This window comes from Arthrobacter gandavensis (genome assembly GCF_039528575.1).
GTDB lineage: Bacteria > Actinomycetota > Actinomycetes > Actinomycetales > Micrococcaceae > Arthrobacter_B > Arthrobacter_B citreus_B.
The window spans coordinates 1,057,925-1,080,211 of sequence record NZ_BAAALV010000002.1 but is presented as its reverse complement, the minus strand read 5'-3'; the positions used below and the strand labels follow the sequence as shown (position 1 = coordinate 1,080,211).

Genomic DNA, 22,287 nt, shown 5'->3' with positions numbered 1-22,287 from the left:
CCCCAATCGGCTGACGCGCCAGCGGCAGCCGATTGGGTAGGCGCGTTTTAGCGCTTGGAGTACTGAGGCGCCTTGCGGGCCTTCTTGAGACCAGCCTTCTTGCGCTCGATGACGCGGGCGTCACGAGTCAGGAAGCCGGCCTTCTTCAGTGCCGGGCGGTTGTTTTCGCGGTCGATCTCGTTCAGCGAGCGTGCCACGCCGAGACGCAGTGCGCCGGCCTGGCCGGAGGCGCCGCCGCCGTGGATACGGGCGATGACGTCGTAGGCGCCGTCGAGGTCGAGGAGCTTGAACGGCTCATTAACTTCCTGCTGGTGCAGCTTGTTCGGGAAGTAGTCAGCCAGTTCGCGGCCGTTAACGATCCACTTGCCGGTGCCGGGGACAACGCGCACGCGGGCGATTGCTTCCTTGCGGCGGCCAACTGCGGAACCTGCAACGGTCAGGGCCGGGCGTTCCTTGACGGCCGATTCGGCAGCGTCAGGGGTTTCCGAGGTGTAGCTGGTGAGCTCCTCGGTGTTTTCATTCAGCTCTTCAGTGTTCTGAGCCACGATTCTCCTTGAATTAATTTCTTAGTTGGCGGGCCAGAACTACTGGGCGACCTGGGTGATTTCGAAGGTCTTGGGCTGCTGGGCGGCGTGCGGGTGCTCGGCACCCTTGTACACCTTCAGCTTGCCCATCTGCTGTGCAGCAAGGGAATTCTTGGGCAGCATGCCGCGGATGGCCTTCTCAACTGCGCGCACCGGGTTCTTCTCCAGCAGTTCGGCGTAGTTGACGGAGGACAGGCCGCCCGGGAAACCCGAGTGGCGGTAGGCACGCTTCTGTTCGAGCTTGGCGCCGGTCAGGGCAACCTTCTCAGCGTTGATGATGATGACGAAATCGCCCATGTCCATGTGGGGAGCAAAGGTCGGCTTGTGCTTTCCGCGCAGCAGTGTTGCGGTCTGGCTGGCAAGACGGCCTAGGACAACGTCGGTGGCGTCAATGACGTGCCACTGGCGGTTGATGTCGCCGGGCTTCGGGGTGTACGTACGCACGGTTTTTGCCTTCGTTTCTTCTTCTTAGGTGGCGCGCCGCGTATGGATGCCATACGCAGTGCAGCTTCTCTATGCGTTACCGGATGGTCAGGTGAGGACTGAATTAACCAGTGGTCCTGAGATCTCGGCTATCTCCCCGGGGCCAGGTGGCTCTGCAACTGAGCCGCTCCCGTGGGCATAGGCCTATCGAGGTAGGACACGCACAACGACTATAAACAATAGCCTGCTTGCCGGGTCTGGTCAAAGTCCCGGCAGGCATGCCACTGCCTGGGACCATTCTATTCCCTGAGTGCCCGTGTTGTTTCCGCCCTGGCACTGAGCTCTGCGGCTCCCGGGTACTTCACTTCTTCAAGGACCAGCGGGTGGGGCGGGGCCAGCTTGGATTTTGAATCCCGGATCCGAGCGAACATCCGCTCGGCCAGCCACCCCGGACGCCTCTCCCCCGTGCCAACGAGCAGCGCTCCGCCAATCAGGGACCGAACCATGTTGTGACAGAAGGCATCCGCCTTCAGCCGTGCTTCGAGGATGCCGTCGTCCCGTCTGGTGAACTCGAACTCCTGCAGTTCACGGATAGTCGTGGCACGTTCACGGGGTTTACAGAAGGAAAGGAAATCCTGCACGCCGAGCACGCCCGAAGCGGCCTCGTTCATGGCTGCTTCATCCAGCTCCGTCTTATGCCACAGGATGATGCCGCGCTGCAGCGGATCCCAGTCCTGCTGGCGGTCCGCGATGCGGTAGCTGTAGCGGCGCCACAGCGCCGAGAAGCGGGCGTCGAAGCCCTCCGGCGCGATTGATGCTTCATGGACCTCGACGGCACCGGCCATGGCCTCGACTGCGCGCCGGGACAAGCCGGCTGCCTTGAGGGGCACTGTCAGCTCGCGGTTCAGGACCCCGCGCAGGCGGCGTTTGAAGGCTTCTGCAGGCTGAAGGTCCGTGCTCCGGGCAAGGGCCGCCCATTCATTGGCCGTGGCGTCAAAGTGGACCACCTGGCCGCGTGCGTGAACTCCAGCGTCGGTCCTTCCCGCTACCGTGACACGCACGGGACGGCGGAAGAGGACCGCCAGGGCAGTCTCCAGTGTCCCCTGAACTGTCAGCAGGCCTGGCTGGGTGGCCCAGCCGGCAAAGGGTCCTCCATCGTAGGAGAGGTCCAGCCGAACACGAAGAGGCCCGCCGTCCGGGTTAGGGACAGCGGGCCTCTCGATCGTCATACCCCAATATTAAGGGCACAGCGTTGAAATCAGAGAATTACTTCTTCTCTTCGGTTTCCTCAGCAGCTTCATCAGCAGAGTCAGCGGACTCTGCTGAATCAGCGGACTCTGCGGAATCAGCGGACTCTGCGGAGTCTGCAGACTCAGCGGAATCGCTGGAGTCAGCCGAATCGGCGGACTCGGCAACCGGAGCAGCGGCAGCAGCAGCGGTGGATGCCTCTGCTACGACGGACTGCTTGGCGGAAAGCGGTTCCAGCACCAGTTCGATGACGGCCATGGGAGCGTTGTCGCCCTTGCGGTTGCCGATCTTGGTGATGCGGGTGTAGCCGCCGTCGCGCTGTGCAACGGCCGGTGCGATCTCGGTGAAGAGCTCGTGAACGAGGCCCTTGTCAGAGATCAGAGCCAGGACGCGGCGGCGGGAAGACAGGTCTCCACGCTTTGCGAAGGTGATCAGGCGCTCGGCGTACGGGCGCAGGCGCTTGGCCTTGGTCACCGTGGTGGTGATCTGCTTGTGCTCGAACAGCTGGGCTGCCAGGTTCGCCAGCATCAGGCGCTGGTGAGCCGGGCTGCCTCCGAGGCGCTTACCCTTGGTGGGTGTAGGCATTACATTTTCTCCTCAAACGGTGCCGCTGAAGTACCTCGTGGCACTTACGGCAAGATTTTGCGTGTTTAGAGCTCGTCGTCCGAGAACTCGGACTCGTCCTCTTCGATGGCTGCGGCGTGGGCGGCCAGATCAAACCCGGGAGGGGAATCCTTCAGGGACAGACCCAGTTCAACCAGCTTCGCCTTCACCTCGTCGATGGACTTCGCACCGAAGTTGCGGATGTCCATCAGGTCAGCCTCGGAGCGGGCTACGAGTTCACCCACGGTGTGGATGCCTTCGCGCTTGAGGCAGTTGTAGGAGCGCACGGTCAGCTCAAGGTCCTCAATCGGCAGGGCCATGTCGGCTGCCAGTGCGGCGTCCGTCGGGCTCGGGCCAATTTCGATGCCTTCAGCTGCGGTGTTCAGTTCACGTGCCAGGCCGAAAAGCTCAACCAGGGTGGTGCCTGCAGAGGCGACAGCGTCGCGCGGTGCAATGGCGTCCTTGGTTTCGACGTCGACGATCAGGCGGTCGAAGTCGGTGCGCTGCTCGACACGGGTGGCTTCCACGCGGAAGGTCACCTTCAGGACCGGCGAGTAGATGGAGTCAACCGGAATGCGGCCGATCTCCTGGTCGCCGGACTTGTTCTGGCTTGCGGAAACATAGCCGCGTCCACGCTCGATGGTCAGTTCGAGTTCGAACTTGCCCTTCGAGTTCAGGGTGGCGATGTGCAGATCCGGGTTGTGGAACTCGACGCCGGCCGGCGGAGCAATGTCCGCGGCAGTGACGACGCCGGGGCCCTGCTTGCGCAGGTAGGCCACGACGGGCTCGTCGTGCTCGGAGGACACCGAGAGGTTCTTGACGTTCAGGATGATCTCAGTGACATCCTCCTTAACGCCCGGAACGGTGGTGAACTCATGCAGAACTCCATCGATCCGGATGCTGGTTACGGCAGCACCGGGGATGGAGGAAAGGAGCGTACGGCGAAGCGAGTTGCCAAGCGTGTAGCCGAAGCCCGGCTCCAGCGGTTCGATGATGAACCGGGAGCGGTTGTCGGCTACTACTTCTTCAGTGAGGGTGGGGCGCTGTGCAATGAGCACTTGCATTTCCTTTCAGCGAGCGTCCGCTATATGACGCAACACAAATGGTGGAAACGACGACGACGGGGACACCCCGCGCGCGTCTTGGACGGCTAGCAGCCTCGCACCCGGGCCTGTGCCGCGCCCGGTCCCCTGCTGTACAGGAGACCGAAGCGCGGCACAGGCACCGGCAACGAATGCGAATTAGACGCGGCGGCGCTTCGGGGGACGGCAGCCGTTGTGTGCGCTCGGGGTGACATCCTGGATGGTGCCAACTTCCAGGCCGGTGGCCTGCAGCGAACGGATCGCGGTCTCGCGCCCGGATCCCGGACCCTTCACGAAGACGTCGACCTTGCGGACGCCGTGCTCCTGTGCACGCTTGGCAGCGGCTTCAGCAGCCATCTGCGCGGCGAACGGGGTGGACTTACGGGAGCCCTTGAAGCCAACCTCACCGGCGGAAGCCCATGAGATAACAGCACCGGTCGGGTCCGTGATGGACACGATGGTGTTGTTGAACGTGCTCTTGATATGCGCCTGGCCCAGCGCGATATTCTTCTTATCCTTGCGACGCGGCTTGCGTACCGCTCCACGAGTCTTGGGGGGCATTACTTCTCCTACAAAGAGTTTGGTTTAGGTGACCTGGCTGTGCAGGTCATGGCCTGGACCGCGTTATTTAGCGGCCGGCCTTCTTCTTACCGGCAACGGTGCGCTTCGGGCCCTTGCGGGTACGAGCGTTGGTCTTGGTGCGCTGGCCATGGACAGGCATGCCGCGGCGGTGGCGGATGCCCTGGTAGCTGCCGATCTCTACCTTGCGGCGGATGTCGGCGGCCACCTCGCGGCGGAGGTCACCCTCAACCTTGAAGTTGCCCTCGATGTAGTCACGCAGCTGAACGAGTTCAGCATCGGTGAGGTCCTTGACGCGAGTGTCCGGGCTGATGCCGGTCTCTGCCAGGGTCTGCTCTGCACGGGTCTTGCCCACGCCGTAGATGTAGGTAAGCGCAATGACAACCCGCTTTTCGCGGGGAATGTCTACGCCGGCGAGACGTGCCATATTGGCGGTTCTCCTTTGGTGTTACCGGAGGTCTGAAGCAGTACGTCCCTGTTTCCAGGTCCCCGGCCTCCGTACCGGGGGTATGCGTCACGCGTATCAGACGCTGTACTGCTCATATTCAATTACTACGCGTGGGCTGGGAGCGCGTTCCGGCCGCGGGGGCCGGAACAGTAGCCGCTATTTAGCCCTGGCGCTGCTTGTGGCGCGGGTTCTCGCAGATCACCATGACTCGGCCGTTACGGCGAATCACCTTGCACTTATCGCAGATCTGCTTGACGCTCGGCTGGACCTTCATGGTTTTCCTTTGCGTGGTTGCAGGGTTGAACTCCAGCCCCCTCCTGAAGGAGCGGACCGGAGCCTTGGTTGTTACTTGTAGCGGTAGACGATACGGCCTCGGGTGAGGTCGTACGGGCTAAGTTCCACCACAACGCGGTCTCCGGGGAGGATGCGAATGTAGTGTTGACGCATCTTTCCCGAGATGTGTGCGAGCACAATGTGGCCATTGGCCAGCTCAACGCGGAACATCGCATTGGGCAGGGCTTCGTTGACCGAGCCCTCAATCTCTATGACGCCGTCTTTCTTGGCCATATCCTCCGCTAACGTCTGTGCCGCCCTTATTTGCCTTAGGCGGCGGTTTTTGGTGTTTGATGGTCTCTCCCCAAGCGCCGTCCCAGCTGGCGGAAGCCGGTTGGAAAAGGGCACGAATGTAGAGACAACCAACAGATAACTCTACGGCACAGCCCCGGATAAGTTAAATCCCGCATCCGGTTCCGGCCGCGGCACGACGGGGTTCCAGCTTAGGCGAACGTCCTGGACCAGTCTGCAAGCTCCTGGGGACGGTCGGTAATGACCCCGTCCACACCCGCGGCGGCCGCCTGCTCCCACTGGGCCGGTTCGTTCAGCGTCCAGGCAAGGACTTTGACGTTGGCGGCCTGCAGCACGGAAACCAGGTGCGGAGATGCCTGCAGCACCCCGCCGTGGGGGTTGCAATATGAGCTTGCGGTTTCTGCCAGGAATTCCAGGAGCGTCCCTTCCCCGGCAGGTTCCGGTGCGGCCGGCAGAAGCAGCCCGCGGTCGATGTCCGGCGCGGCCGCGTGCAGGCTTCGAACCGTGTGCCGCGAGAAACCCTGGAGCACGCAGCGCCCGGCTATCCCCGCTTCCCGCAGGGTACCTGCCGCAGCGGCAACCTGGTCCGGGTTCCACTCCCCCTTGAATTCAAGCAGCCAGCCCAGCTCCGGATGCCCGCCGGCGAAGTCCACCAGGTCTGCCAGGACCGGCACGCGCTCCCCTGCATAGTCCTGGGAGAACCAGGATCCGGCGTCTGCACTCTGCAGCTCGGACGCCGTGAGGTCCGCTACGCGGCCGTTCCGTCCGGCAGTCCGGTTCAGGGTCTCGTCATGGATCAGCACTACGGTGCCATCAGCACTGAGCTGCAGGTCTGTCTCGATCATCCCGGCCCCGGCCGCCGCCGCAGAGGCGAAGGCGGCCAGGGTGTTTTCAGGTGTGTGCGCGGAGTTGCCTCGGTGCGCGATATTCACCAGGGTCACAGGTACGGCTCAACGTTCTGCTCAAAGGACTTGGCAATGGCTGCCGCTGCGGCGGCAAATGCGTCCGCTGCGGGTGTGTCCTGAAGCATGATCTTCTCCAGTGCCGTGGTCAAGTGCTGGTCGCCGGAGGGAACGAAGGCACGAGCCCAGTCCTGGACCCGGGTGGTCGCCAGCTGGTCGACGGCGGTGCGGAACTGCGGTGCCTTGGCGTAGACCGCCTGCATCTCGGCGCCGTCCGCGGCGGAAGTACGCACCGGCATGTAGCCGGTGTTGGCGGAGAAGTACGCCGTCTGCTCGGGCTCACCGATGAATTTCAGGAACATGGCTGCGGCCAGCTGCTGCTCCGGGGATATATCAGCAGGGATGGCAATGCCGGTGCCGCCGGTGGGGCATGCCGGGCCTGCAGGCCCTTCGGGCAGGAAGCCCGTGCCGACGTCGAACGTGGCAGCTTCCATGATGCCGCTCAGTGATCCCGTGGAGGCAATGGTGCAGGTGCTGACGCCGGCGGTGAAGTCGGCAACATAGTCCGCAGAGGAGACGGCTACGGACTTGTCCTGGTGGATCATCCGGCGCAGGAACTCCCCGGCTTCCAGGGTCTTGGGATCATCCAGGGTGATGTTCCATTCCTGGGAGTACTGGCCGCCCAGACCCCACATGATGTTGCAGAACCACCAGGCGGACCAGGAAGTGTCTGAGCCCAGTGCCATGGGAACCGCGCCGCCGTTCGCTGTTGCGAGTGCCGGCGCCCAGGAGTTGTATTCGTCCCAGGTCTTCGGGGCACGGTCCGGCAGTCCGGCCGCCTTGAACAGGTCGCGGTTGTAGTAGAAAAGCGGTGTGGAACGGGCGTAGGGGAAGGCCCAGTGGTTTCCGTTGAACTCGTAGTCGTTGTACAGGCCGGTGTTGTAGTCCGCGGTGTCGATTCCCAGGTGCGCCGCCACGTCGTCGACCGGGAGGATCTGGCCGTTGATCATGTAGCGGAACCACCAGACGTCGGAAGCGCCTACGAGGTCGGGCACGTTGTTGGTGCCGGCTGAGGCCTGGAAGCGCTGGGCAACCTCGTCGTAGTTGGCGCCGGCGGTCACCAGTTCAACTCCGATTCCGGTTTCCGCGGTGAACCGGCGGATGAGTTCTTCTTCGATCGGCTTGGAAGCTCCGGGGTGGTTTGACCACCAGGTGATTTTCCTTGCGGGGGTCACGGACGCCCAGTCGGTGCCCGCTGTTTCCGCCGCTCCCGGTGTGCCGGCGGTGGACGGCCCGCCGCAGGCGGCCAGTGCGGCAGAACCGCCCAGGATGCCGGCCAGGGCAAGGATGTTCCGGCGGGACAGGCCTGCAGGGGCGGCTGCGGCAACGGCAGGGGCAGGGGCAAGACGATTCTTCATGATTTCCTTCGGATTGATGCGGAATGCTGTGCGGATCGGGATGTTTTTTTGGGGTGGGTGGAACGGGATCAGCCGGTTACGGCGCCTGCAGTCAGACCGGAGACGATCCGCCGCTGGAGGACAAAGAACAGGGCCAGGACGGGCACGGTGACCAGTACCGTTCCGGCCATCAGCACGCCCCAGTTGGTGACGCCGTCGTTGTTCTGCAGGAGGGTGAGCCCCACCGGCAGCGTCATCATTTCCGCGCGGTCCACCACCAGCAGGGGCCAGAGGTATTCGTTCCATTCGTTGACCACTGAGACCAGGGCGACGGCGGCGATCGTCGGCGCGGACATGGGAACCACAAACTGGAACAGCCTGCGGAAGTGGCCGGCGCCGTCGAGCACTGCGGCTTCCATGACCGACGGCGGCAGTGAAAGGAAGTGCTGGCGGAACAGGAAGGTTCCGAAGGCGCTAGCCAGTCCGGGCAGGATGATGCCCTGGTAGGTGTTCAGCCAGCCGAGTTCGGCCACCAGTGTGTAGTTCGGAATGATCACGATCTGCTGCGGAATAAGCAGGGCGAAAATCACGACGGCGAAGAACACCTTCTTGAACGGCACGTCCACGAACACCAGCGCATACGCTGTGGTCAAGCCCAGGAAGATCTTCAGGCCGGCTCCAATGACCGTCACGAGCAGTGAATTGGCAAAGAAGGAGCCGAAGGGCACACGTTCCAAGGCAGCTGCGTAGTTGGACAGGTCCCAGCCGGCAGGCAGCCACTGGATCGGAACCGTATAGATCTCATCCGGTTCCTTGAAGCTGGCCAGCATCATCCAGACCAGCGGCAGGATCATCACGGCCACTGCGGCGGCCATGGCTGTGTAGCCGCCAGCGGAGATCTTCCGCCGTGTGCCGGGGCCTGGCTGGGCGCTGGCAGGCGGGGCGGGGGTCAGTACGGTGCTCACGAGTAGTGCACCTTCCGTTCAACGAATTTCAGCTGCAGGAGGGTGATGGCCAGGAGCACCAGGAACAGGATCGTGGCGATGGCGGATGAGTATCCGGCGGTTCCGGCCACGAACCCCTGCTGGTAGATCTGGTACATCATGGTGGTGGTGCCTTCGAGGGGCCCGCCCTTGGTCATGGCCTGGATGATGTCAAAGGACTGCAGGGAGCTGAGCAGTGTTGTCACCGAGAGGAAGAAGGTGATGGGCCCGAGCAGCGGAAGGGTGATACCCAGCAGGGTCCTCACTCGTCCTGCCCCGTCCAGGGACGCGGCCTCGAGCAGGTCCCTGGGAATTGCCTGCAAGCCCGCCAGATAAATGAGGGCTACGTAGCCCACGTTTTTCCAGAGGTAGACGATGATGACCATGGCCAGCGAGTAGCCCGGATCGTTGTACCAGTCCGGCGAGGGCAGGCCCACAGCCTGCAGAAGCGCGGATGTGACCCCGAAGTTCGGGTCGAAAACGAAGAGCCACAGCAGGCCGACGGCTACGCCGGAGAGCACATAAGGCGCCACGATGATGGTGCGCGCCGCTCCCCTGAGCTTTAGCCTGCTGTTCAGGAGCAGGGCGAGTGCGAGGCCAATGACCATGCCTCCGCCCACAGTGGCCAGCGTGAAAACGACAGTGACGCCAATGACCTGCGGCGTACCGGGCGCACTCAGCCAGTCGGTGTAGTTCCGCAGCCCCACCGGCCGGGCAACCGCCGACCCGATGTTCCACTGGAGTGTTGAGTAGTACAGGGACTGCAGCAGCGGCTTGTACGTGAAGACCAGCAGCAGGGCGATGTTCGGTCCGGCCAGCAAAGCGAACAGTAGCCAGTTGGAGGTTTTGTTCCGGCGCCGGGCAGCAGGCCGGTGCGAAGTCCGGCTGCGGCCTGGAGGCGGGCTGTCCGGAACAGATCCGGTTCCCTGGCCGGTGGTCCCGGCCTGCCCCGGCGGGGACAAAGTGGTGGATGACATAACAGGTGCAAACCTTCGTCGGGAGCTGGTTGACGCCTTCAGCGTAGGTATTGGATCGGCATCAAACGGGCCCAAACGGACCAAGCGGAGAAGACTTCAGCGTCCGTTGGAACTGCTTTCAGCAGGCGTTAAGCGAGCGTTCATTTTGTGACAAGGCCCCAGTGCTAACTCCGTCGCACGGCGCGGTTCTTGCTGGCCGTCCGAGTCGCTGTGCCCCGGGCCTGCTGCCTGGCCCAAGCACATTTGCTAAGGTCGGGGCCATGAATTCCCCCACTACCGCAGTACTTAAGCCGGCCCGCAGGAACGTGCTGTCCGGAACCCTGGTGGGTATTGGCGTCGCAGCGTTCCTCGACGAGGTGGTCTTCCACCAGCTGCTGCAGTGGCATCACTTCTATGACAAATCCACTGCTTCTGTTGGCCTGTTCTCCGACGGCCTGTTCCACGCATTCGGCTGGTTCGCCATAGTTGCAGGCCTCTTCCTCTTCGCCGACCTGCGCCGCCACCGGGTGCTGGTTCCTGCCCGCTGGGCCGGTGCAGTGCTCCTGGGCGCCGGTGCCTTCCAGCTCTACGACGGCACTATCCAGCACAAGCTGCTGACCCTCCATCAGATCCGCTACGACGTTGAGCTTTTGCCTTACGACCTAGCCTGGAACACCCTTGCAGTGCTTATGCTCGGCGTTGGCATCCGGCTGCTCGTCCGCACGCGCCCGGTTTTCGCGGCAGCGCGCCAGCGCTAATGCACCACTCCTCGGGCGCTTTTCCGGCAGAGGCCTTCTTCCTGCTCCCGGCCATTGCAGCTGCCGTGGCCTACGTGTCCGGCGCACGTTCTGTTCGGGCTGTCCACTGGCCCGCGCGCCGGACCGTGCTTTTTGTCCTGGGGATTGCCCTTGCCCTGGTGACGGTCCTGGGACCGCTGCCCGCCTTGGCGCACGCCGACTTCACCTGGCTGGCGCTGTCCCACGTGGTCGCCGGAATGCTGTCTCCGCTGCTTCTGGTCCTGTCCCGTCCACTGACCCTGACACTACGGGTGATGGATAAGGGACCTGCCCGGCGCACAGTGCGAATACTTCGCAGCCCGCCCGCACGCTTCCTCGCCCACCCGGTTACCGCTGCCGTCCTGAACTTCGGCGGCATGTACCTGATGTTCCGGACTCCGCTCTTTGAGGCGATGCGCACTTACGCACCGGTGCACTGGCTGGTGACATTCCATGTGGTGGCAGCCGGGTACCTGTGGACCGCGGCGCTGATCGGGCGCGACCCGAATCCCCACCGCGCCGGCCTGCGGCTGCGGGCCGGCGTCCTGGTCCTTACCGCAGCAGCCCATAACATCCTGGCCAAGTCGCTGTATGCGCAGCCGCCCGCAGGAAATCCTTCCCGTGAAGCCGAGGCCGGCGCAATGGCCATGTACTACGCCGGCGGTGCCGTGGAACTGGCGGTGATGATTGTTTTCTGCCTTCAGTGGTACCGCCGGTCAACTCCACGGGAGCCCTCGCCGGCCGCGGAGGTGCCTTCCCCTGCAACGCAAAAGGGCCCGTCCCGCTGATCGCGGAACAGGCCCTCCCGGCACACTGCCCTAGGGAACGGGAACCGGCGTGACGCCCAGCGGCGCAAGCCGCGAGGCACCGCCGTCGGGAGCCGTGAGGACCCAGATTCCCTTCTCATGGATGGCAACGGTGTGCTCCCACTGGCAGGACCGCGCGCCGTCGGTAGTCACCACTGTCCAGTCATCTTCCAGCGTCACGGTCTCGATGCCACCACGGACAAGCATGGGCTCGATTGCCAGGCACATACCCGGCTTCAGCTTCGGGCCGCGGTGGCTGGTCCGGTAATTCAGCACATCCGGGGCCTGGTGCATTTCCGATCCGATGCCATGGCCCACGTAGTCCTCGAGGATGCCCAGGGGCTTCCCCGGAACGGAACTCACGTAGTCATCAATGGCTGCACCGATGTCACCGACGAAACGTCCCTTGGCAGCAGCTGCGATACCGTGCCACATGGCGTTCTCAGTGACATCGGAGAGCCGCTGGTCTTCCGGATCAGCGTTGCCGACAATTACGGTTCGCGCCGAATCGGAGTGCCATCCGTCCACGATGGCGCCGCCGTCGATCGAGATGATATCCCCGTCCGCCAGCACCCGGTTTCCCGGGATGCCGTGCACCACTTCCTCGTTGACCGAGGTGCAGATAGTGGCCGGAAAATCGTAGTACCCGAGGAAGTTGGAGGTCGCCCCGGCCTCGGCCAGCACCGCGGCGAAGACCTTGTCGATCTCCGCCGTGGTGATGCCGGGCCGGGCGGCGGCGACCGCCGCGTCCAGTGCCTTGATAAGCACCAGGCCTGCCTCGCGCATGGTGCGCATCTGGGCGTTCGTCTTGTACTGGATCCGCGGCTGGGCCAACGTCTCGCCTTCTGTCTGTTCTAGCTGGTTTGCTTGAGTGCCTGCATGACACGCTCGGTGACTTCGTCGATGTCTCCGAGGCCGTCAACGCGGGTCACGATTCCGCGCTCTTCGTAGCGGGCGACGACGTCGGCTGTCTGCTGCTTGTACAGCTCCAGCCGGTGCCGGATGACTTCCTCGTTGTCGTCAGCGCGGCCTTCGATCTCCGCACGGCGGAGCAGGCGCGAAACCAGTTCCTCGTCGTCGGCCGTCAGCAGCAGCACAGCGTCGAGGCTGTCTCCGCTGGCTGCAAGGATGTCATCGAGTTCCTCGACCTGCGCAACGGTGCGCGGGTAGCCGTCGAGCAGGAAACCGTCAGTGACGTCCTCTTCCAGGAGGCGGGAGCGCACCATGTTGTTGGTGACCTCGTCCGGCACGAAGTTTCCGGCGTCGATGTACTTCTTCGCTTCGATGCCCAGCGGGGTCATGTTCTTCACGTTGTGGCGGAAGATATCGCCGGTGGAGATAGCGCTGACACCGAGGCGTTCGGAGATGCGTGTTGCCTGTGTTCCCTTGCCGGCACCTGGAGGCCCAATAATGAGCAGACGTGTCATCGCAATAACCCTTCGTAGTGACGCTGCTGGAGCTGCGCGTCAATTTGTTTGACCGTCTCGAGTCCCACACCAACCATGATGAGGATCGAGGTTCCGCCGAACGGGAAGTTCTGGTTTGCCCCGACCAGCACCAGGGCAATCAGCGGAATAAGGGCAACAATGCCCAAATACATGGCGCCGGGCAGGGTGATGCGGGAGAGCACGTACTGCAGGTATTCGGCGGTGGGGCGCCCGGCACGGATGCCGGGAATGAACCCGCCGTACTTCTTCATGTTTTCCGAGACCTCTTCGGGATTGAACGTGATCGACACGTAGAAGTACGTGAAGAACACGATCATCAGGAAGTACACGGCCATGTACAGCGGGTGGTCGCCTGACGTCAGGTAGTTGTTGATCCAGACAACCCATTCCGGCGGAGCGGATCCATCCGACGGGGTGTTGAACTGGGCCAGCAGCGACGGCAGGTAGAGCATGGAGGACGCGAAGATCACAGGGATCACGCCGGCCATGTTGACCTTGATCGGAATGTAGGTGTTCGTCCCGCCGACCGTGCGGCGGCCAACCATGCGCTTGGCGTACTGCACGGGAACGCGGCGCTGGGACTGCTCCACGAAGATCACGAGCGCAACGGTGACAATGCCAATGGCGATCACGCCGAGGAAGATGGTCCAGCCCTGCGCGGTCAGGATGGCGCCGAGGGCGCTGGGGAAGCTCGCGACGATCGAGGTGAAAATCAGCAGGGACATGCCGTTGCCGACGCCCTTTTCCGTCACCAGCTCGCCCATCCACATGATCAGGCCGGTGCCGGCCGTCAGGGTGATGATCAGCAGCAGGATGGTGATGATGTTGTCGTCCGGGATGATCGGCACGGAGCACATGTTGTTGAACAGTGCACCGGAGCGTGCCAGGGATACGACGGTGGTTGCGTTGAGCAGGCCCAGGGCGATGGTCAGGTAGCGGGTGTACTGCGTGAGCGTGGACTGGCCCTGCTGCCCTTCCTCGTAGAGTGCCTGGAAGTGCGGGATCACCACGCGCAGCAGCTGCACGATGATGCTGGCGGTGATGTACGGCATGATGCCGAGGGCGAAGACTGAGACCTGCAGCAGGGCGCCGCCGCTGAAGAGGTTTACGAACTCGTAAAGGCCACCCGAGGTGGCACCAAGAGCCAAGCACTGCTGCACATTGCCGTAGTCAACACCCGGGGCCGGGATAAAAGCACCCATGCGGAAGATAGTGATGATTCCCAGCGTAAACAACAGCTTGCGTCGCAGGTCTGGCGTCCGGAAAGCCCGGCCAATAGCGCTAAGCAAGCGTCCTCCTGAAGAAAAGTGTGGAAATGAGTCCCGGCGGGACTCGAACAAAACCTGAGTCTATCCGCTCAGGGCCGCTGTTGCGTTATTGAACATAACAGCGGCGGGAGCGTTAAAGGCACCAAGCCCCCGGCCGGCCATTTGAGGGCCTTCCGGGAGCTTAGTGTCATGCTGGCAGGCGCACAACCAGCTGCCGACACCGGGGAAACCCGGGGCCGGCAGCTCGGTGAGTGCGCGGAAGAACACGGTGCTTAGAGCGCCGTGGTCGATCCGCCTGCTGCAGCGATCTTTTCAGCGGCGCTTGCAGAGAACGCATCCGCCTTAACATCAACCTTGACGGTGATGTCGCCGGTGCCGAGCACCTTGACGGGCTGGTTCTTGCGCACGGCACCCTTGGCAACGAGGGCCTCTACGGTGACCTCGCCTCCTTCGGGGAACAGTTCGGAGATCTTGTCCAGGTTTACAACCTGGAACTCGACCTTGAACGGGTTCTTGAAGCCGCGCAGCTTCGGCAGGCGCATGTGCAGCGGCAGCTGCCCGCCTGCGAAACCGGCCTTGACCTGGTAGCGGGCGGCAGTACCCTTGGTACCGCGGCCAGCGGTCTTACCCTTGGAACCTTCACCGCGGCCAACACGGGTCTTAGCCGTCTTGGCACCCGGAGCAGGACGCAGGTGGTGGACCTTCAGAGCTTTGTTATCTTCGGCCATGTTACTTCGCCTCCTCAACCTTCACGAGGTGCGGAACCGTGTTGATCATGCCAACGGTCACGGCATCTGCACTGCGGACGACGGTGTCGCCGATGTGCTTCAGGCCGAGTGAACGCAGCGTGTCGCGCTGATTCTGCTTACCACCGATGGTGGACTTAATCTGGGTGATTTCCAGCTGTGCCGAGCTGACGGCAACGCGCTTCGGAGTAGTCATCATGCACCAGCCTTCTGCATGTTGCGGATCATCGCTGCAGGAGCAACTTCGTCCAGCGGCAGACCACGGCGGGCAGCCACGGCCTGGGGCTCTTCGAGGCGCTTCAGCGCGTCAACCGTGGCATGCACGATGTTGATCGCGTTGGAGGAACCCAGCGACTTGGAAAGCACGTCGTGGATACCGGCGCACTCGAGGATGGCACGCACCGGACCACCGGCGATAACGCCGGTACCCGGGGAAGCCGGACGGAGCAGGACGACGCCTGCGGCTGCCTCGCCCTGCACCAGGTGCGGGACGGTGCCGGCAATGCGGGGAACGCGGAAGAAGGACTTCTTCGCTTCCTCGACTGCCTTGGCGATAGCCGAGGGAACTTCCTTTGCCTTGCCGTAGCCAACGCCGACCATGCCGTTGCCGTCACCGACAACAACCAGGGCGGTGAAGCTGAAGCGACGACCACCCTTGACCACCTTGGCGACGCGGTTGATGGTCACGACGCGTTCAATGAACTTGTCCTTGTCATCATTGCGTCCGCCGTCGCGTCCGCCGCGTCCGCCGCGGTCACGGCCTCCACGGTCAGAGCGCTGCTCGCCCCGGCGGCCGCCGCGGCGGTCGTCGTTGCCTGCGGCAGCGGTTTCCTTGGTCTCAGTTGCCTCAGCAGATGTAGCTTCAGTCACCTGATTTTCCTTTTCCTTGTTTGCCTCGGTCACAGTGCCAGCCCACCTTCGCGTGCGCCGTCTGCGACAGCCGCGATGCGGCCGTGGTAGCGGTTGCCGCCGCGGTCAAACACCACGGCTTCGACGCCGGCAGCCTTGGCGCGTTCGGCAACGAGCTCGCCGACGCGCTTGGACTTGGCAGTCTTGTCGCCCTCCATGGAACGCAGGTCTGCTTCCATGGTGGACGCGGATGCAACGGTTACGCCGCGGCTGTCATCGACAACCTGGACGAATACGTGGCGGGCAGAGCGGTTGACGACCAGGCGCGGACGGGCCGCGGTGCCGGCAATGCGCTTGCGGATCCGCAGCTGGCGGCGGCTCCGGGAAGCGGACTTGCTCTTGGAATTGCGCTTCTTATTGATGCTGATGGCCATGATTACTTACCAGCCTTTCCGACCTTGCGGCGGACAATCTCGCCGGCGTAACGAATGCCCTTGCCCTTGTAGGGGTCAGGCTTGCGCAGCTTGCGGATGTTGGCGGAAACCTCGCCCACCTGCTGCTTGTCAATGCCGGAAACGGTGAGCTTCGTCGGGCCCGTAACGGTGAGCGTGATGCCCTCCGGAGCCTTCACGGATACCGGGTGGCTGTAGCCCAGGGCGAACTCGAGGTCCGAGCCCTTGGCCTGCACACGGTAACCGGTGCCAACGATTTCCAGGTCCTTCTTGTAGCCTTCGGTCACACCGGTGATCATGTTGGAGATCAGGGTGCGGGTCAGGCCGTGGAGGGAACGGGATTCGCGCTCGTCATTGGGGCGGGCGACGGTGATGGTGTTCTCGTCCATGGAAACCGAGATCGGGCTGGGCACAACGTGGCTCAGCTCGCCCTTGGAACCCTTGACCGTGACGGTGTTGCCATCAATGGCAACGTCGACACCGGCGGGGACAGAGATGGGCAGACGTCCAATACGTGACATTATTCTTTCCCTTCCCTGCTACCAGACGTAGGCGAGGACTTCCCCACCCACACCCTTCTTGGCGGCCTGGCGGTCGGTCAGCAGACCTGACGACGTCGACAGGATGGCGATACCCAGCCCACCGAGAACGCGCGGCAGGTTGGTGGACTTTGCGTATACACGCAGGCCCGGCTTGGAGATGCGGCGTACGCCGGCGATCGAACGCTCGCGGTTCGGACCGAACTTGAGGTCCAGGGTCAGCGTCTTGCCAACCTGTGCCTCTTCTTCCTTCCAGCCGGCGATGTAGCCTTCGGCCTTCAGGATGTCGGCAACGCGTGCCTTCAGCTTGCTGTACGGCATGGACACGGTGTCGTGGTATGCCGAGTTTGCATTGCGCAGACGCGTAAGCATGTCTGCGACAGGATCTGTCATTGTCATGTGGGCTCTAGCCCTCCCTCGTAACGGTTTCTGCTGCTCGGCGCCGAGCGTGCCCTGCGTTAAGCAACAGACCTTTTACGTAGTAATTAATCTTCGGATTTGAACGGGAAGCCGAGCGCCTTCAGCAGCGCGCGTCCCTCGTCATCGGTCTTTGCGGTGGTAACCACGGTGATGTCCATGCCGCGTACGCGGTCGATCTTGTCCTGATCGATTTCGTGGAACATCGACTGCTCGGTCAGACCGAACGTGTAGTTGCCGTTGCCGTCGAACTGCTTGCCGCTCAGGCCGCGGAAGTCGCGGATACGCGGAAGCGCCAGGGTGACCAGGCGGTCCACGAATTCCCACATGCGGTCACCGCGCAGCGTAGCGTGCGCACCGATCGGCATGCCTTCGCGCAGCTTGAACTGTGCGATCGACTTGCGTGCCTTGGTGATCTGCGGCTTCTGGCCGGTGATGGCCGTCAGGTCGCGTACAGCACCGTCAATGAGCTTGGAGTCCTTGGCGGCATCTCCAACACCCATGTTCACAACGACCTTGACGAGGCGCGGAACCTGGTTGACGTTTGCGTAGTTGAATTCGTCCTGCAGAGTCTTCTTGATTTCCGCTGCGTAGCGGGTCTTCAGACGGGGAACGATCTTGGTGACAGTCTCAGTCATTAGAGGTCCTTCCCAGAGCCCTTGGCGACGCGGATGCGCACAGTGCGGGTCCGGCCGTCTTTTTCGACGATTTCGGTGCGGTAGCCAACACGGGTGGGCTTCTTCGTCTCGGGATCCACGACGGCCACGTTGGAAACGTGGATCGGGGCCTCGACAACCTCGATGCCTCCGGTCTTGGAACCACGGGAGGACTGGCCAACCTTGGTGTGCTTGGTGACGCGGTTGATGCCCTCAACGAGCACGCGGTTGGTCTCCGGGAAAACCTTCAGAACCTTGCCCTGCTTGCCGCGGTCTCCGCCGCGCTCAGCCTTGGCACCGGTGATGACCTGAACCAGGTCACCCTTCTTGATCTTTGCCATGATCTACAGCACCTCCGGAGCCAGCGAAATGATCTTCATGAACTTCTTGTCGCGAAGTTCGCGGCCGACCGGGCCGAAGATACGGGTACCGCGGGGGTCACCGTCATTCTTCAAGATCACTGCAGCGTTCTCATCGAACTTGATGTAGGAACCGTCCTGGCGGCGGCGTTCCTTCTTGGTACGGACGATGACGGCCTTGACCACATCGCCCTTCTTGACGTTGCCGCCGGGAATTGCATCCTTGACGGTGGCAACAATGGTGTCGCCAATGCCTGCGTAGCGACGGCCGGATCCACCGAGAACGCGGATGGTCAAGATTTCCTTGGCACCCGTGTTGTCGGCGACCTTCAGTCGCGACTCCTGCTGAATCACTTATTACTCCTGTCGTCGCGCCGGTTCTCAGTCTTCCTGAGCCTTGCGGAACGGATATGGGTGGACCCCGTAATACTGGTACTCAGCACCGGCCCCTCCGGGCCGCTCTGCAGCGCAAGCCGCAGCACCATGCTGAACAAGATTATCGGGCTTTTGCCTTATTCGGCGGTGAGGAAGGGCGTCCGAAAGAGGACATGCTTCCGCACCACACAGACAAGATTTCAAGTTTACCGCGAAAGGGCCCCGGAAACGAAATCGAATGATTCCGCCGCCGGGGCCCTGACGCTGTGGACGGCGCCTGTGTGCCGAAGGAGCTGCTTTGCAGCCTCTCCCCCGGCACACGCTCCGGCCTGTTATGTGCTTTGCAGCTAATGCCTTACGGCCTTTGGCTACTTGGCCTTTTCGATGATCTCGACCAGGCGCCACCGCTTGGTAGCGGACAGCGGGCGGGTCTCGGCGATCAGCACCAGGTCACCAATGCCGGCAGCGTTCTGCTCGTCATGGGCCTTGCGCTTCTCGGTGCGGCGAAGAACCTTGCCGTACAGTGCGTGCTTCACGCGGTCTTCGACCTCGACGACGATGGTCTTGTCCATCTTGTCGGAGACCACGTAGCCGCGAGCGGTCTTCCGGTACCCGCGGGCATCGGCTCCGTTTGCGTCAGTTGTCACTGCTGCCTCATTCTTGTTTTCGCTCATTTGGCATCATCCTCGGCAACCGCAGCTTCGGACTCCGCAGCCTTCTTCTTGGACTTCTTCTTCTCGGGGGCTGCTTCCTCAACGGGAGCAACTGCCTCGGGACGAATTCCCAGTTCACGCTCACGCAGCACCGTGTAGATGCGGGCGATGTCGCGCTTTACGGCACGGAGCCGTCCGTTGTTCTCCAGCTGCCCGGTGGCGGACTGGAAGCGGAGGTTGAACAGCTCCTCCTTAGCCTTGCGCAGTTCTTCAACGAGACGCTCGTTGTCGAACCCGTCCAGCTGATCAGTTGCAAGTTCCTTTGAACCGATAGCCATTGCTATTCACCACCCTCGCGACGCACAATGCGTGCCTTCAACGGCAGCTTATGGATCGCCAGGCGCAGTGCCTCGCGAGCTACCTCTTCGGAAACACCGGAGAGTTCGAACAGAACCCGCCCCGGCTTGACGTTTGCAACCCACCACTCCGGCGAACCCTTACCGGAACCCATGCGGGTTTCGGCCGGCTTCTTCGTCAGCGGACGGTCCGGGTAGATGTTGATCCAGACCTTGCCGCCGCGCTTGATGTGGCGCGTCATGGCAATACGTGCAGCTTCAATCTGGCGGTTGGTTACGTATGCAGGCGTGAGAGCCTGGATACCCCATTCACCGAAGCTGACAGCGGTGCCACCGGTTGCAGCGCCGGAACGACCCGGGTGGTGCTGCTTGCGGTACTTGACTCGACGTGGGATAAGCATTTAAGCCTGTCCTCCTTCTGCTGCGGGGGCAGCTGCCTCAGCGGCCGGAGCCTCTGCAGCAGGCGCGGCGGCCTTGTCGCCGCGGTCGTTACGACGACGACGGTCCCCACGGTCGGCCGGGCCGCGGCCCGGACGGTCGTTGGAACGTCCGCGGGACGGTGCAGCAGCCTGCTGTGCAGCCAGTTCCTTGGAAGTGACGTCGCCCTTGTAGATCCAAACCTTCACACCAATGCGGCCGAAGGTGGTCTTGGCTTCGAAGAAGCCGTAGTCGATGTTCGCGCGGAGGGTGTGCAGGGGCACACGGCCTTCGCGGTAGAACTCCGAGCGGCTCATTTCAGCGCCGCCCAGGCGGCCGGAGCACTGGATACGAATACCCTTGGCGCCTGCACGCTGTGCGGACTGGATTGCCTTCTTCATCGCACGGCGGAAAGCCACGCGGGAAGAGAGCTGCTCTGCAACACCCTGGGCAACCAGCTGTGCTTCCATCTCGGGGTTCTTGACCTCGAGGATGTTCAGCTGGACCTGCTTGCCGGTGAGCTTTTCGAGCTCGCCGCGGATGCGGTCTGCTTCGGCGCCGCGGCGGCCGATCACGATGCCCGGACGTGCGGTGTGGATATCCACACGGACACGGTCGCGGGTGCGCTCGATCTCAACCTTGGCGATGCCGGCGCGGTCCATGCCGGTGGACATCAGCTGACGGATCTTGATGTCCTCGCGGACGAAGTCCTTGTAACGCTGGCCCGGCTTGTTGCTGTCAGCAAACCAGTGCGAAACGTGGTCAGTGGTGATGCCGAGTCGGAACCCGTGCGGGTTTACCTTCTGTCCCACTTAACGGTCCTCCTCGTTCTCGGGGGTTGCGACAACCACGGTGACGTGGCTGGTCCGCTTGTTGATGCGGTAGGCGCGGCCCTGGGCCCGCGGCTGGAACCGCTTCATGGTGGGTCCTTCGTCAACGAATGCTTCGCTGATGTAGAGGTCACCTTCGTCGAAGGCCACGCCGTCACGGTCCGCGAGGACACGTGCGTTGGCCATTGCCGACTGAACTACCTTGAATACCGGCTCCGAAGCTGCCTGGGGGGCAAACTTCAGAATTGCCAATGCCTCATTCGCTTGCTTGCCACGAACAAGGTTGACGACGCGCCGGGCCTTCATAGGCGTTACGCGGATATGACGCGCAATTGCCTTGGCTTCCATTGCTTTCCTTCTCTCGTCTTCTGCCGAAAGAGCAGCGCCTAGCGGCGCTTGCCCTTGCGGTCGTCCTTCACATGGCCGCGGAATGTACGCGTCAGAGCGAATTCGCCGAGCTTGTGCCCGACCATCGACTCGGTGACAAACACCGGAATGTGCTTGCGTCCGTCGTGCACGGCGATCGTGTGCCCGAGCATGTCGGGGATGATCATCGAGCGGCGGGACCACGTCTTGATGACGTTCTTGGTGCCCTTCTCGTTTTCGGCCTGCACCTTAAGGAAGAGGTGCTGGTCGACGAAGGGGCCTTTCTTCAGGCTGCGTGGCATGTTTCCAGGCTCCTATCGCTTGTTCTTGCCGGAACGACGGCGACGCACAATAAGCTTGTCGCTCTCTTTGTTGGGGCGGCGGGTACGGCCCTCGGGCTTACCGTTCGGGTTGACCGGGTGGCGTCCGCCACTGGTCTTGCCTTCGCCACCACCATGCGGGTGGTCAACCGGGTTCATGGCGACACCACGGACGGTCGGGCGGACGCCCTTCCAGCGCATGCGGCCGGCCTTGCCCCAGTTGATGTTGGACTGCTCGGCGTTGCCGACCTCGCCAATGGTGGCGCGGCAGCGGACGTCGACGTTGCGGATTTCGCCGGAAGGCAGACGCAGCTGGGCGAAGCGGCCTTCCTTTGCAACCAGCTGAACCGATGCACCGGCGGAGCGGGCCATCTTGGCACCGCCGCCCGGGCGCAGTTCAACGGCGTGGATAACGGTACCCACGGGGATGTTGCGCAGCGGCAGGTTGTTGCCGGGCTTGATGTCAGCCCCGGCGCCGGCCTCGACGAAGTCGCCCTGCTTGAGCTTGTTCGGCGCAATGATGTAACGCTTGGTGCCATCAACGTAGTGCAGCAGCGCAATGCGGGCGGTGCGGTTCGGATCGTATTCGATCTCGGCAACGCGAGCGTTGACGCCGTCCTTGTCGTGCCGGCGGAAGTCGATCAGGCGGTACTGGCGCTTGTGTCCGCCACCCTTGTGCCTGGTCGTGATCTTGCCGGTGTTGTTACGGCCGCCCTTTTTGGGCAGCGGACGTACCAGCGACTTTTCCGGCGTCGACCGCGTGATTTCGGTGAAGTCGGCTACGCTCGAGCCGCGGCGGCCCGGGGTAGTCGGCTTGTATTTACGGATTCCCATTATTTATTCCTCGTTAAAGTGGTCTCCGCC

The 22,287-nt window shown here is 62.7% G+C and carries 34 protein-coding genes; 2 read left to right on the top strand and 32 right to left on the bottom strand.

The genetic code is table 11. The features are described from left to right. Window positions 1–47: 47 nt before the first annotated feature. The 13 genes from rpsI to ABFX29_RS08320 form a co-directional block, all read right to left on the bottom strand. On the bottom strand, window positions 48–545 hold the full coding sequence (gene rpsI, locus ABFX29_RS08380) for a 30S ribosomal protein S9 (protein WP_091602713.1): 498 nt from the start codon (window positions 543–545) through the stop codon (window positions 48–50). A gap of 39 nt (window positions 546–584) precedes the next feature. Next, window positions 585–1,028, bottom strand: coding sequence for a 50S ribosomal protein L13 (rplM, locus tag ABFX29_RS08375; RefSeq protein ID WP_055239378.1), 444 nt, complete (start codon window positions 1,026–1,028; stop codon window positions 585–587). Between the two features lie 278 nt (window positions 1,029–1,306). Beyond that, window positions 1,307–2,236, bottom strand: coding sequence for a tRNA pseudouridine synthase A (locus ABFX29_RS08370; protein ID WP_152226497.1), 930 nt, complete (start codon window positions 2,234–2,236; stop codon window positions 1,307–1,309). Between the two features lie 37 nt (window positions 2,237–2,273). Further along, window positions 2,274–2,840, bottom strand: coding sequence for a 50S ribosomal protein L17 (rplQ, locus tag ABFX29_RS08365; protein ID WP_152226495.1), 567 nt, complete (start codon window positions 2,838–2,840; stop codon window positions 2,274–2,276). Between the two features lie 65 nt (window positions 2,841–2,905). Continuing rightward, a complete protein-coding gene (locus ABFX29_RS08360) occupies window positions 2,906–3,916 on the bottom strand; it encodes a DNA-directed RNA polymerase subunit alpha (RefSeq protein ID WP_152226493.1) in 1,011 nt (336 codons plus the stop codon). A gap of 183 nt (window positions 3,917–4,099) precedes the next feature. Then, window positions 4,100–4,501 carry a 30S ribosomal protein S11 gene (gene rpsK, locus ABFX29_RS08355; protein ID WP_055239374.1) on the bottom strand — a complete coding sequence of 134 codons (402 nt, stop codon included), beginning with the start codon at window positions 4,499–4,501 and terminating at the stop codon, window positions 4,100–4,102. 67 nt (window positions 4,502–4,568) lie between these two features. Then, window positions 4,569–4,946, bottom strand: a complete 378-nt coding sequence (gene rpsM, locus ABFX29_RS08350; protein ID WP_055239373.1) for a 30S ribosomal protein S13 — start codon at window positions 4,944–4,946, stop codon at window positions 4,569–4,571. A 181-nt stretch (window positions 4,947–5,127) separates the two neighbouring features. Then, on the bottom strand, window positions 5,128–5,241 hold the full coding sequence (rpmJ, locus tag ABFX29_RS08345) for a 50S ribosomal protein L36 (protein ID WP_012397712.1): 114 nt from the start codon (window positions 5,239–5,241) through the stop codon (window positions 5,128–5,130). A 71-nt stretch (window positions 5,242–5,312) separates the two neighbouring features. After that, a complete protein-coding gene (gene infA / locus ABFX29_RS08340; protein WP_055239372.1) occupies window positions 5,313–5,534 on the bottom strand; it encodes a translation initiation factor IF-1 in 222 nt (73 codons plus the stop codon). A 209-nt stretch (window positions 5,535–5,743) separates the two neighbouring features. After that, the gene (locus tag ABFX29_RS08335; RefSeq protein WP_152226491.1) at window positions 5,744–6,493 is read right to left on the bottom strand and encodes a glycerophosphodiester phosphodiesterase; all 750 of its coding nucleotides are present in this window, start codon (window positions 6,491–6,493) and stop codon (window positions 5,744–5,746) included. Continuing rightward, window positions 6,490–7,872 carry an ABC transporter substrate-binding protein gene (locus tag ABFX29_RS08330; RefSeq protein ID WP_152226489.1) on the bottom strand — a complete coding sequence of 461 codons (1,383 nt, stop codon included), beginning with the start codon at window positions 7,870–7,872 and terminating at the stop codon, window positions 6,490–6,492. The genes ABFX29_RS08335 and ABFX29_RS08330 overlap by 4 nt, the downstream gene beginning before the upstream one ends. 68 nt (window positions 7,873–7,940) lie before the next feature. Continuing rightward, a complete protein-coding gene (locus ABFX29_RS08325; protein WP_387015105.1) occupies window positions 7,941–8,816 on the bottom strand; it encodes a carbohydrate ABC transporter permease in 876 nt (291 codons plus the stop codon). Then, window positions 8,813–9,811 (bottom strand): carbohydrate ABC transporter permease, encoded by a 999-nt coding sequence (locus tag ABFX29_RS08320; protein WP_152226487.1) that lies wholly within the window; start codon window positions 9,809–9,811, stop codon window positions 8,813–8,815. Before ABFX29_RS08320 ends, ABFX29_RS08325 begins: the two co-directional genes overlap by 4 nt. Before the next feature lie 260 nt (window positions 9,812–10,071). Between ABFX29_RS08320 and ABFX29_RS08315 the strand changes: the two genes are divergently transcribed. Both ABFX29_RS08315 and ABFX29_RS08310 read left to right on the top strand, forming a co-directional pair. Then, on the top strand, window positions 10,072–10,548 hold the full coding sequence (locus tag ABFX29_RS08315; protein WP_152226485.1) for a DUF2243 domain-containing protein: 477 nt from the start codon (window positions 10,072–10,074) through the stop codon (window positions 10,546–10,548). Beyond that, window positions 10,548–11,354 carry a cytochrome c oxidase assembly protein gene (locus tag ABFX29_RS08310; protein ID WP_152226483.1) on the top strand — a complete coding sequence of 269 codons (807 nt, stop codon included), beginning with the start codon at window positions 10,548–10,550 and terminating at the stop codon, window positions 11,352–11,354. Before ABFX29_RS08315 ends, ABFX29_RS08310 begins: the two co-directional genes overlap by 1 nt. A gap of 30 nt (window positions 11,355–11,384) precedes the next feature. Here the strand turns inward: ABFX29_RS08310 and map are convergent, their stop codons facing one another. From map to rplB, 19 genes are all read right to left on the bottom strand, one after another. After that, the gene (gene map / locus ABFX29_RS08305; protein WP_152226481.1) at window positions 11,385–12,206 is read right to left on the bottom strand and encodes a type I methionyl aminopeptidase; all 822 of its coding nucleotides are present in this window, start codon (window positions 12,204–12,206) and stop codon (window positions 11,385–11,387) included. Window positions 12,207–12,226: 20 nt separating this feature from the next. Next, window positions 12,227–12,799, bottom strand: coding sequence for an adenylate kinase (locus tag ABFX29_RS08300; protein ID WP_152226479.1), 573 nt, complete (start codon window positions 12,797–12,799; stop codon window positions 12,227–12,229). Then, entirely contained in the window at window positions 12,796–14,109 is a 1,314-nt protein-coding gene (gene secY / locus ABFX29_RS08295; protein ID WP_091602684.1) for a preprotein translocase subunit SecY, read from the bottom strand. Before secY ends, ABFX29_RS08300 begins: the two co-directional genes overlap by 4 nt. A gap of 251 nt (window positions 14,110–14,360) precedes the next feature. Continuing rightward, the gene (gene rplO / locus ABFX29_RS08290) at window positions 14,361–14,816 is read right to left on the bottom strand and encodes a 50S ribosomal protein L15 (RefSeq protein ID WP_055239363.1); all 456 of its coding nucleotides are present in this window, start codon (window positions 14,814–14,816) and stop codon (window positions 14,361–14,363) included. Window position 14,817: 1 nt separating this feature from the next. Beyond that, the gene (gene rpmD, locus ABFX29_RS08285) at window positions 14,818–15,030 is read right to left on the bottom strand and encodes a 50S ribosomal protein L30 (protein ID WP_152227310.1); all 213 of its coding nucleotides are present in this window, start codon (window positions 15,028–15,030) and stop codon (window positions 14,818–14,820) included. After that, entirely contained in the window at window positions 15,030–15,704 is a 675-nt protein-coding gene (rpsE, locus tag ABFX29_RS08280) for a 30S ribosomal protein S5 (RefSeq protein ID WP_176697540.1), read from the bottom strand. The genes rpmD and rpsE overlap by 1 nt, the downstream gene beginning before the upstream one ends. Before the next feature lie 29 nt (window positions 15,705–15,733). Continuing rightward, on the bottom strand, window positions 15,734–16,117 hold the full coding sequence (gene rplR, locus ABFX29_RS08275; RefSeq protein WP_091602676.1) for a 50S ribosomal protein L18: 384 nt from the start codon (window positions 16,115–16,117) through the stop codon (window positions 15,734–15,736). Window positions 16,118–16,119: 2 nt separating this feature from the next. Beyond that, window positions 16,120–16,656 (bottom strand): 50S ribosomal protein L6, encoded by a 537-nt coding sequence (gene rplF, locus ABFX29_RS08270; RefSeq protein ID WP_055239360.1) that lies wholly within the window; start codon window positions 16,654–16,656, stop codon window positions 16,120–16,122. Between the two features lie 18 nt (window positions 16,657–16,674). Next, window positions 16,675–17,073, bottom strand: coding sequence for a 30S ribosomal protein S8 (gene rpsH / locus ABFX29_RS08265; protein ID WP_055239359.1), 399 nt, complete (start codon window positions 17,071–17,073; stop codon window positions 16,675–16,677). Between the two features lie 86 nt (window positions 17,074–17,159). After that, the gene (gene rplE, locus ABFX29_RS08260) at window positions 17,160–17,729 is read right to left on the bottom strand and encodes a 50S ribosomal protein L5 (protein WP_066295909.1); all 570 of its coding nucleotides are present in this window, start codon (window positions 17,727–17,729) and stop codon (window positions 17,160–17,162) included. Next, window positions 17,729–18,088: a 50S ribosomal protein L24 gene (gene rplX / locus ABFX29_RS08255; RefSeq protein ID WP_055239357.1), complete on the bottom strand. Its 360-nt coding sequence runs from the start codon at window positions 18,086–18,088 to the stop codon at window positions 17,729–17,731. Before rplX ends, rplE begins: the two co-directional genes overlap by 1 nt. A 3-nt stretch (window positions 18,089–18,091) precedes the next feature. Then, complete coding sequence (rplN, locus tag ABFX29_RS08250; protein WP_055239356.1) at window positions 18,092–18,460, bottom strand: 50S ribosomal protein L14; 369 nt, start codon at window positions 18,458–18,460, stop codon at window positions 18,092–18,094. A gap of 389 nt (window positions 18,461–18,849) precedes the next feature. Then, a complete protein-coding gene (rpsQ, locus tag ABFX29_RS08245) occupies window positions 18,850–19,155 on the bottom strand; it encodes a 30S ribosomal protein S17 (RefSeq protein WP_055239355.1) in 306 nt (101 codons plus the stop codon). Further along, a complete protein-coding gene (gene rpmC / locus ABFX29_RS08240) occupies window positions 19,152–19,472 on the bottom strand; it encodes a 50S ribosomal protein L29 (protein WP_055239354.1) in 321 nt (106 codons plus the stop codon). The genes rpsQ and rpmC overlap by 4 nt, the downstream gene beginning before the upstream one ends. A gap of 2 nt (window positions 19,473–19,474) precedes the next feature. Beyond that, window positions 19,475–19,891, bottom strand: a complete 417-nt coding sequence (rplP, locus tag ABFX29_RS08235; RefSeq protein ID WP_055239353.1) for a 50S ribosomal protein L16 — start codon at window positions 19,889–19,891, stop codon at window positions 19,475–19,477. Continuing rightward, complete coding sequence (gene rpsC, locus ABFX29_RS08230) at window positions 19,892–20,719, bottom strand: 30S ribosomal protein S3 (RefSeq protein WP_055239352.1); 828 nt, start codon at window positions 20,717–20,719, stop codon at window positions 19,892–19,894. Then, entirely contained in the window at window positions 20,720–21,085 is a 366-nt protein-coding gene (gene rplV, locus ABFX29_RS08225) for a 50S ribosomal protein L22 (RefSeq protein WP_055239351.1), read from the bottom strand. It abuts the gene before it with no gap. A gap of 38 nt (window positions 21,086–21,123) precedes the next feature. After that, window positions 21,124–21,405, bottom strand: coding sequence for a 30S ribosomal protein S19 (gene rpsS, locus ABFX29_RS08220; protein WP_055239350.1), 282 nt, complete (start codon window positions 21,403–21,405; stop codon window positions 21,124–21,126). 12 nt (window positions 21,406–21,417) lie between these two features. Beyond that, window positions 21,418–22,257, bottom strand: a complete 840-nt coding sequence (gene rplB / locus ABFX29_RS08215; protein ID WP_055239349.1) for a 50S ribosomal protein L2 — start codon at window positions 22,255–22,257, stop codon at window positions 21,418–21,420. Window positions 22,258–22,287 lie beyond the last annotated feature (30 nt).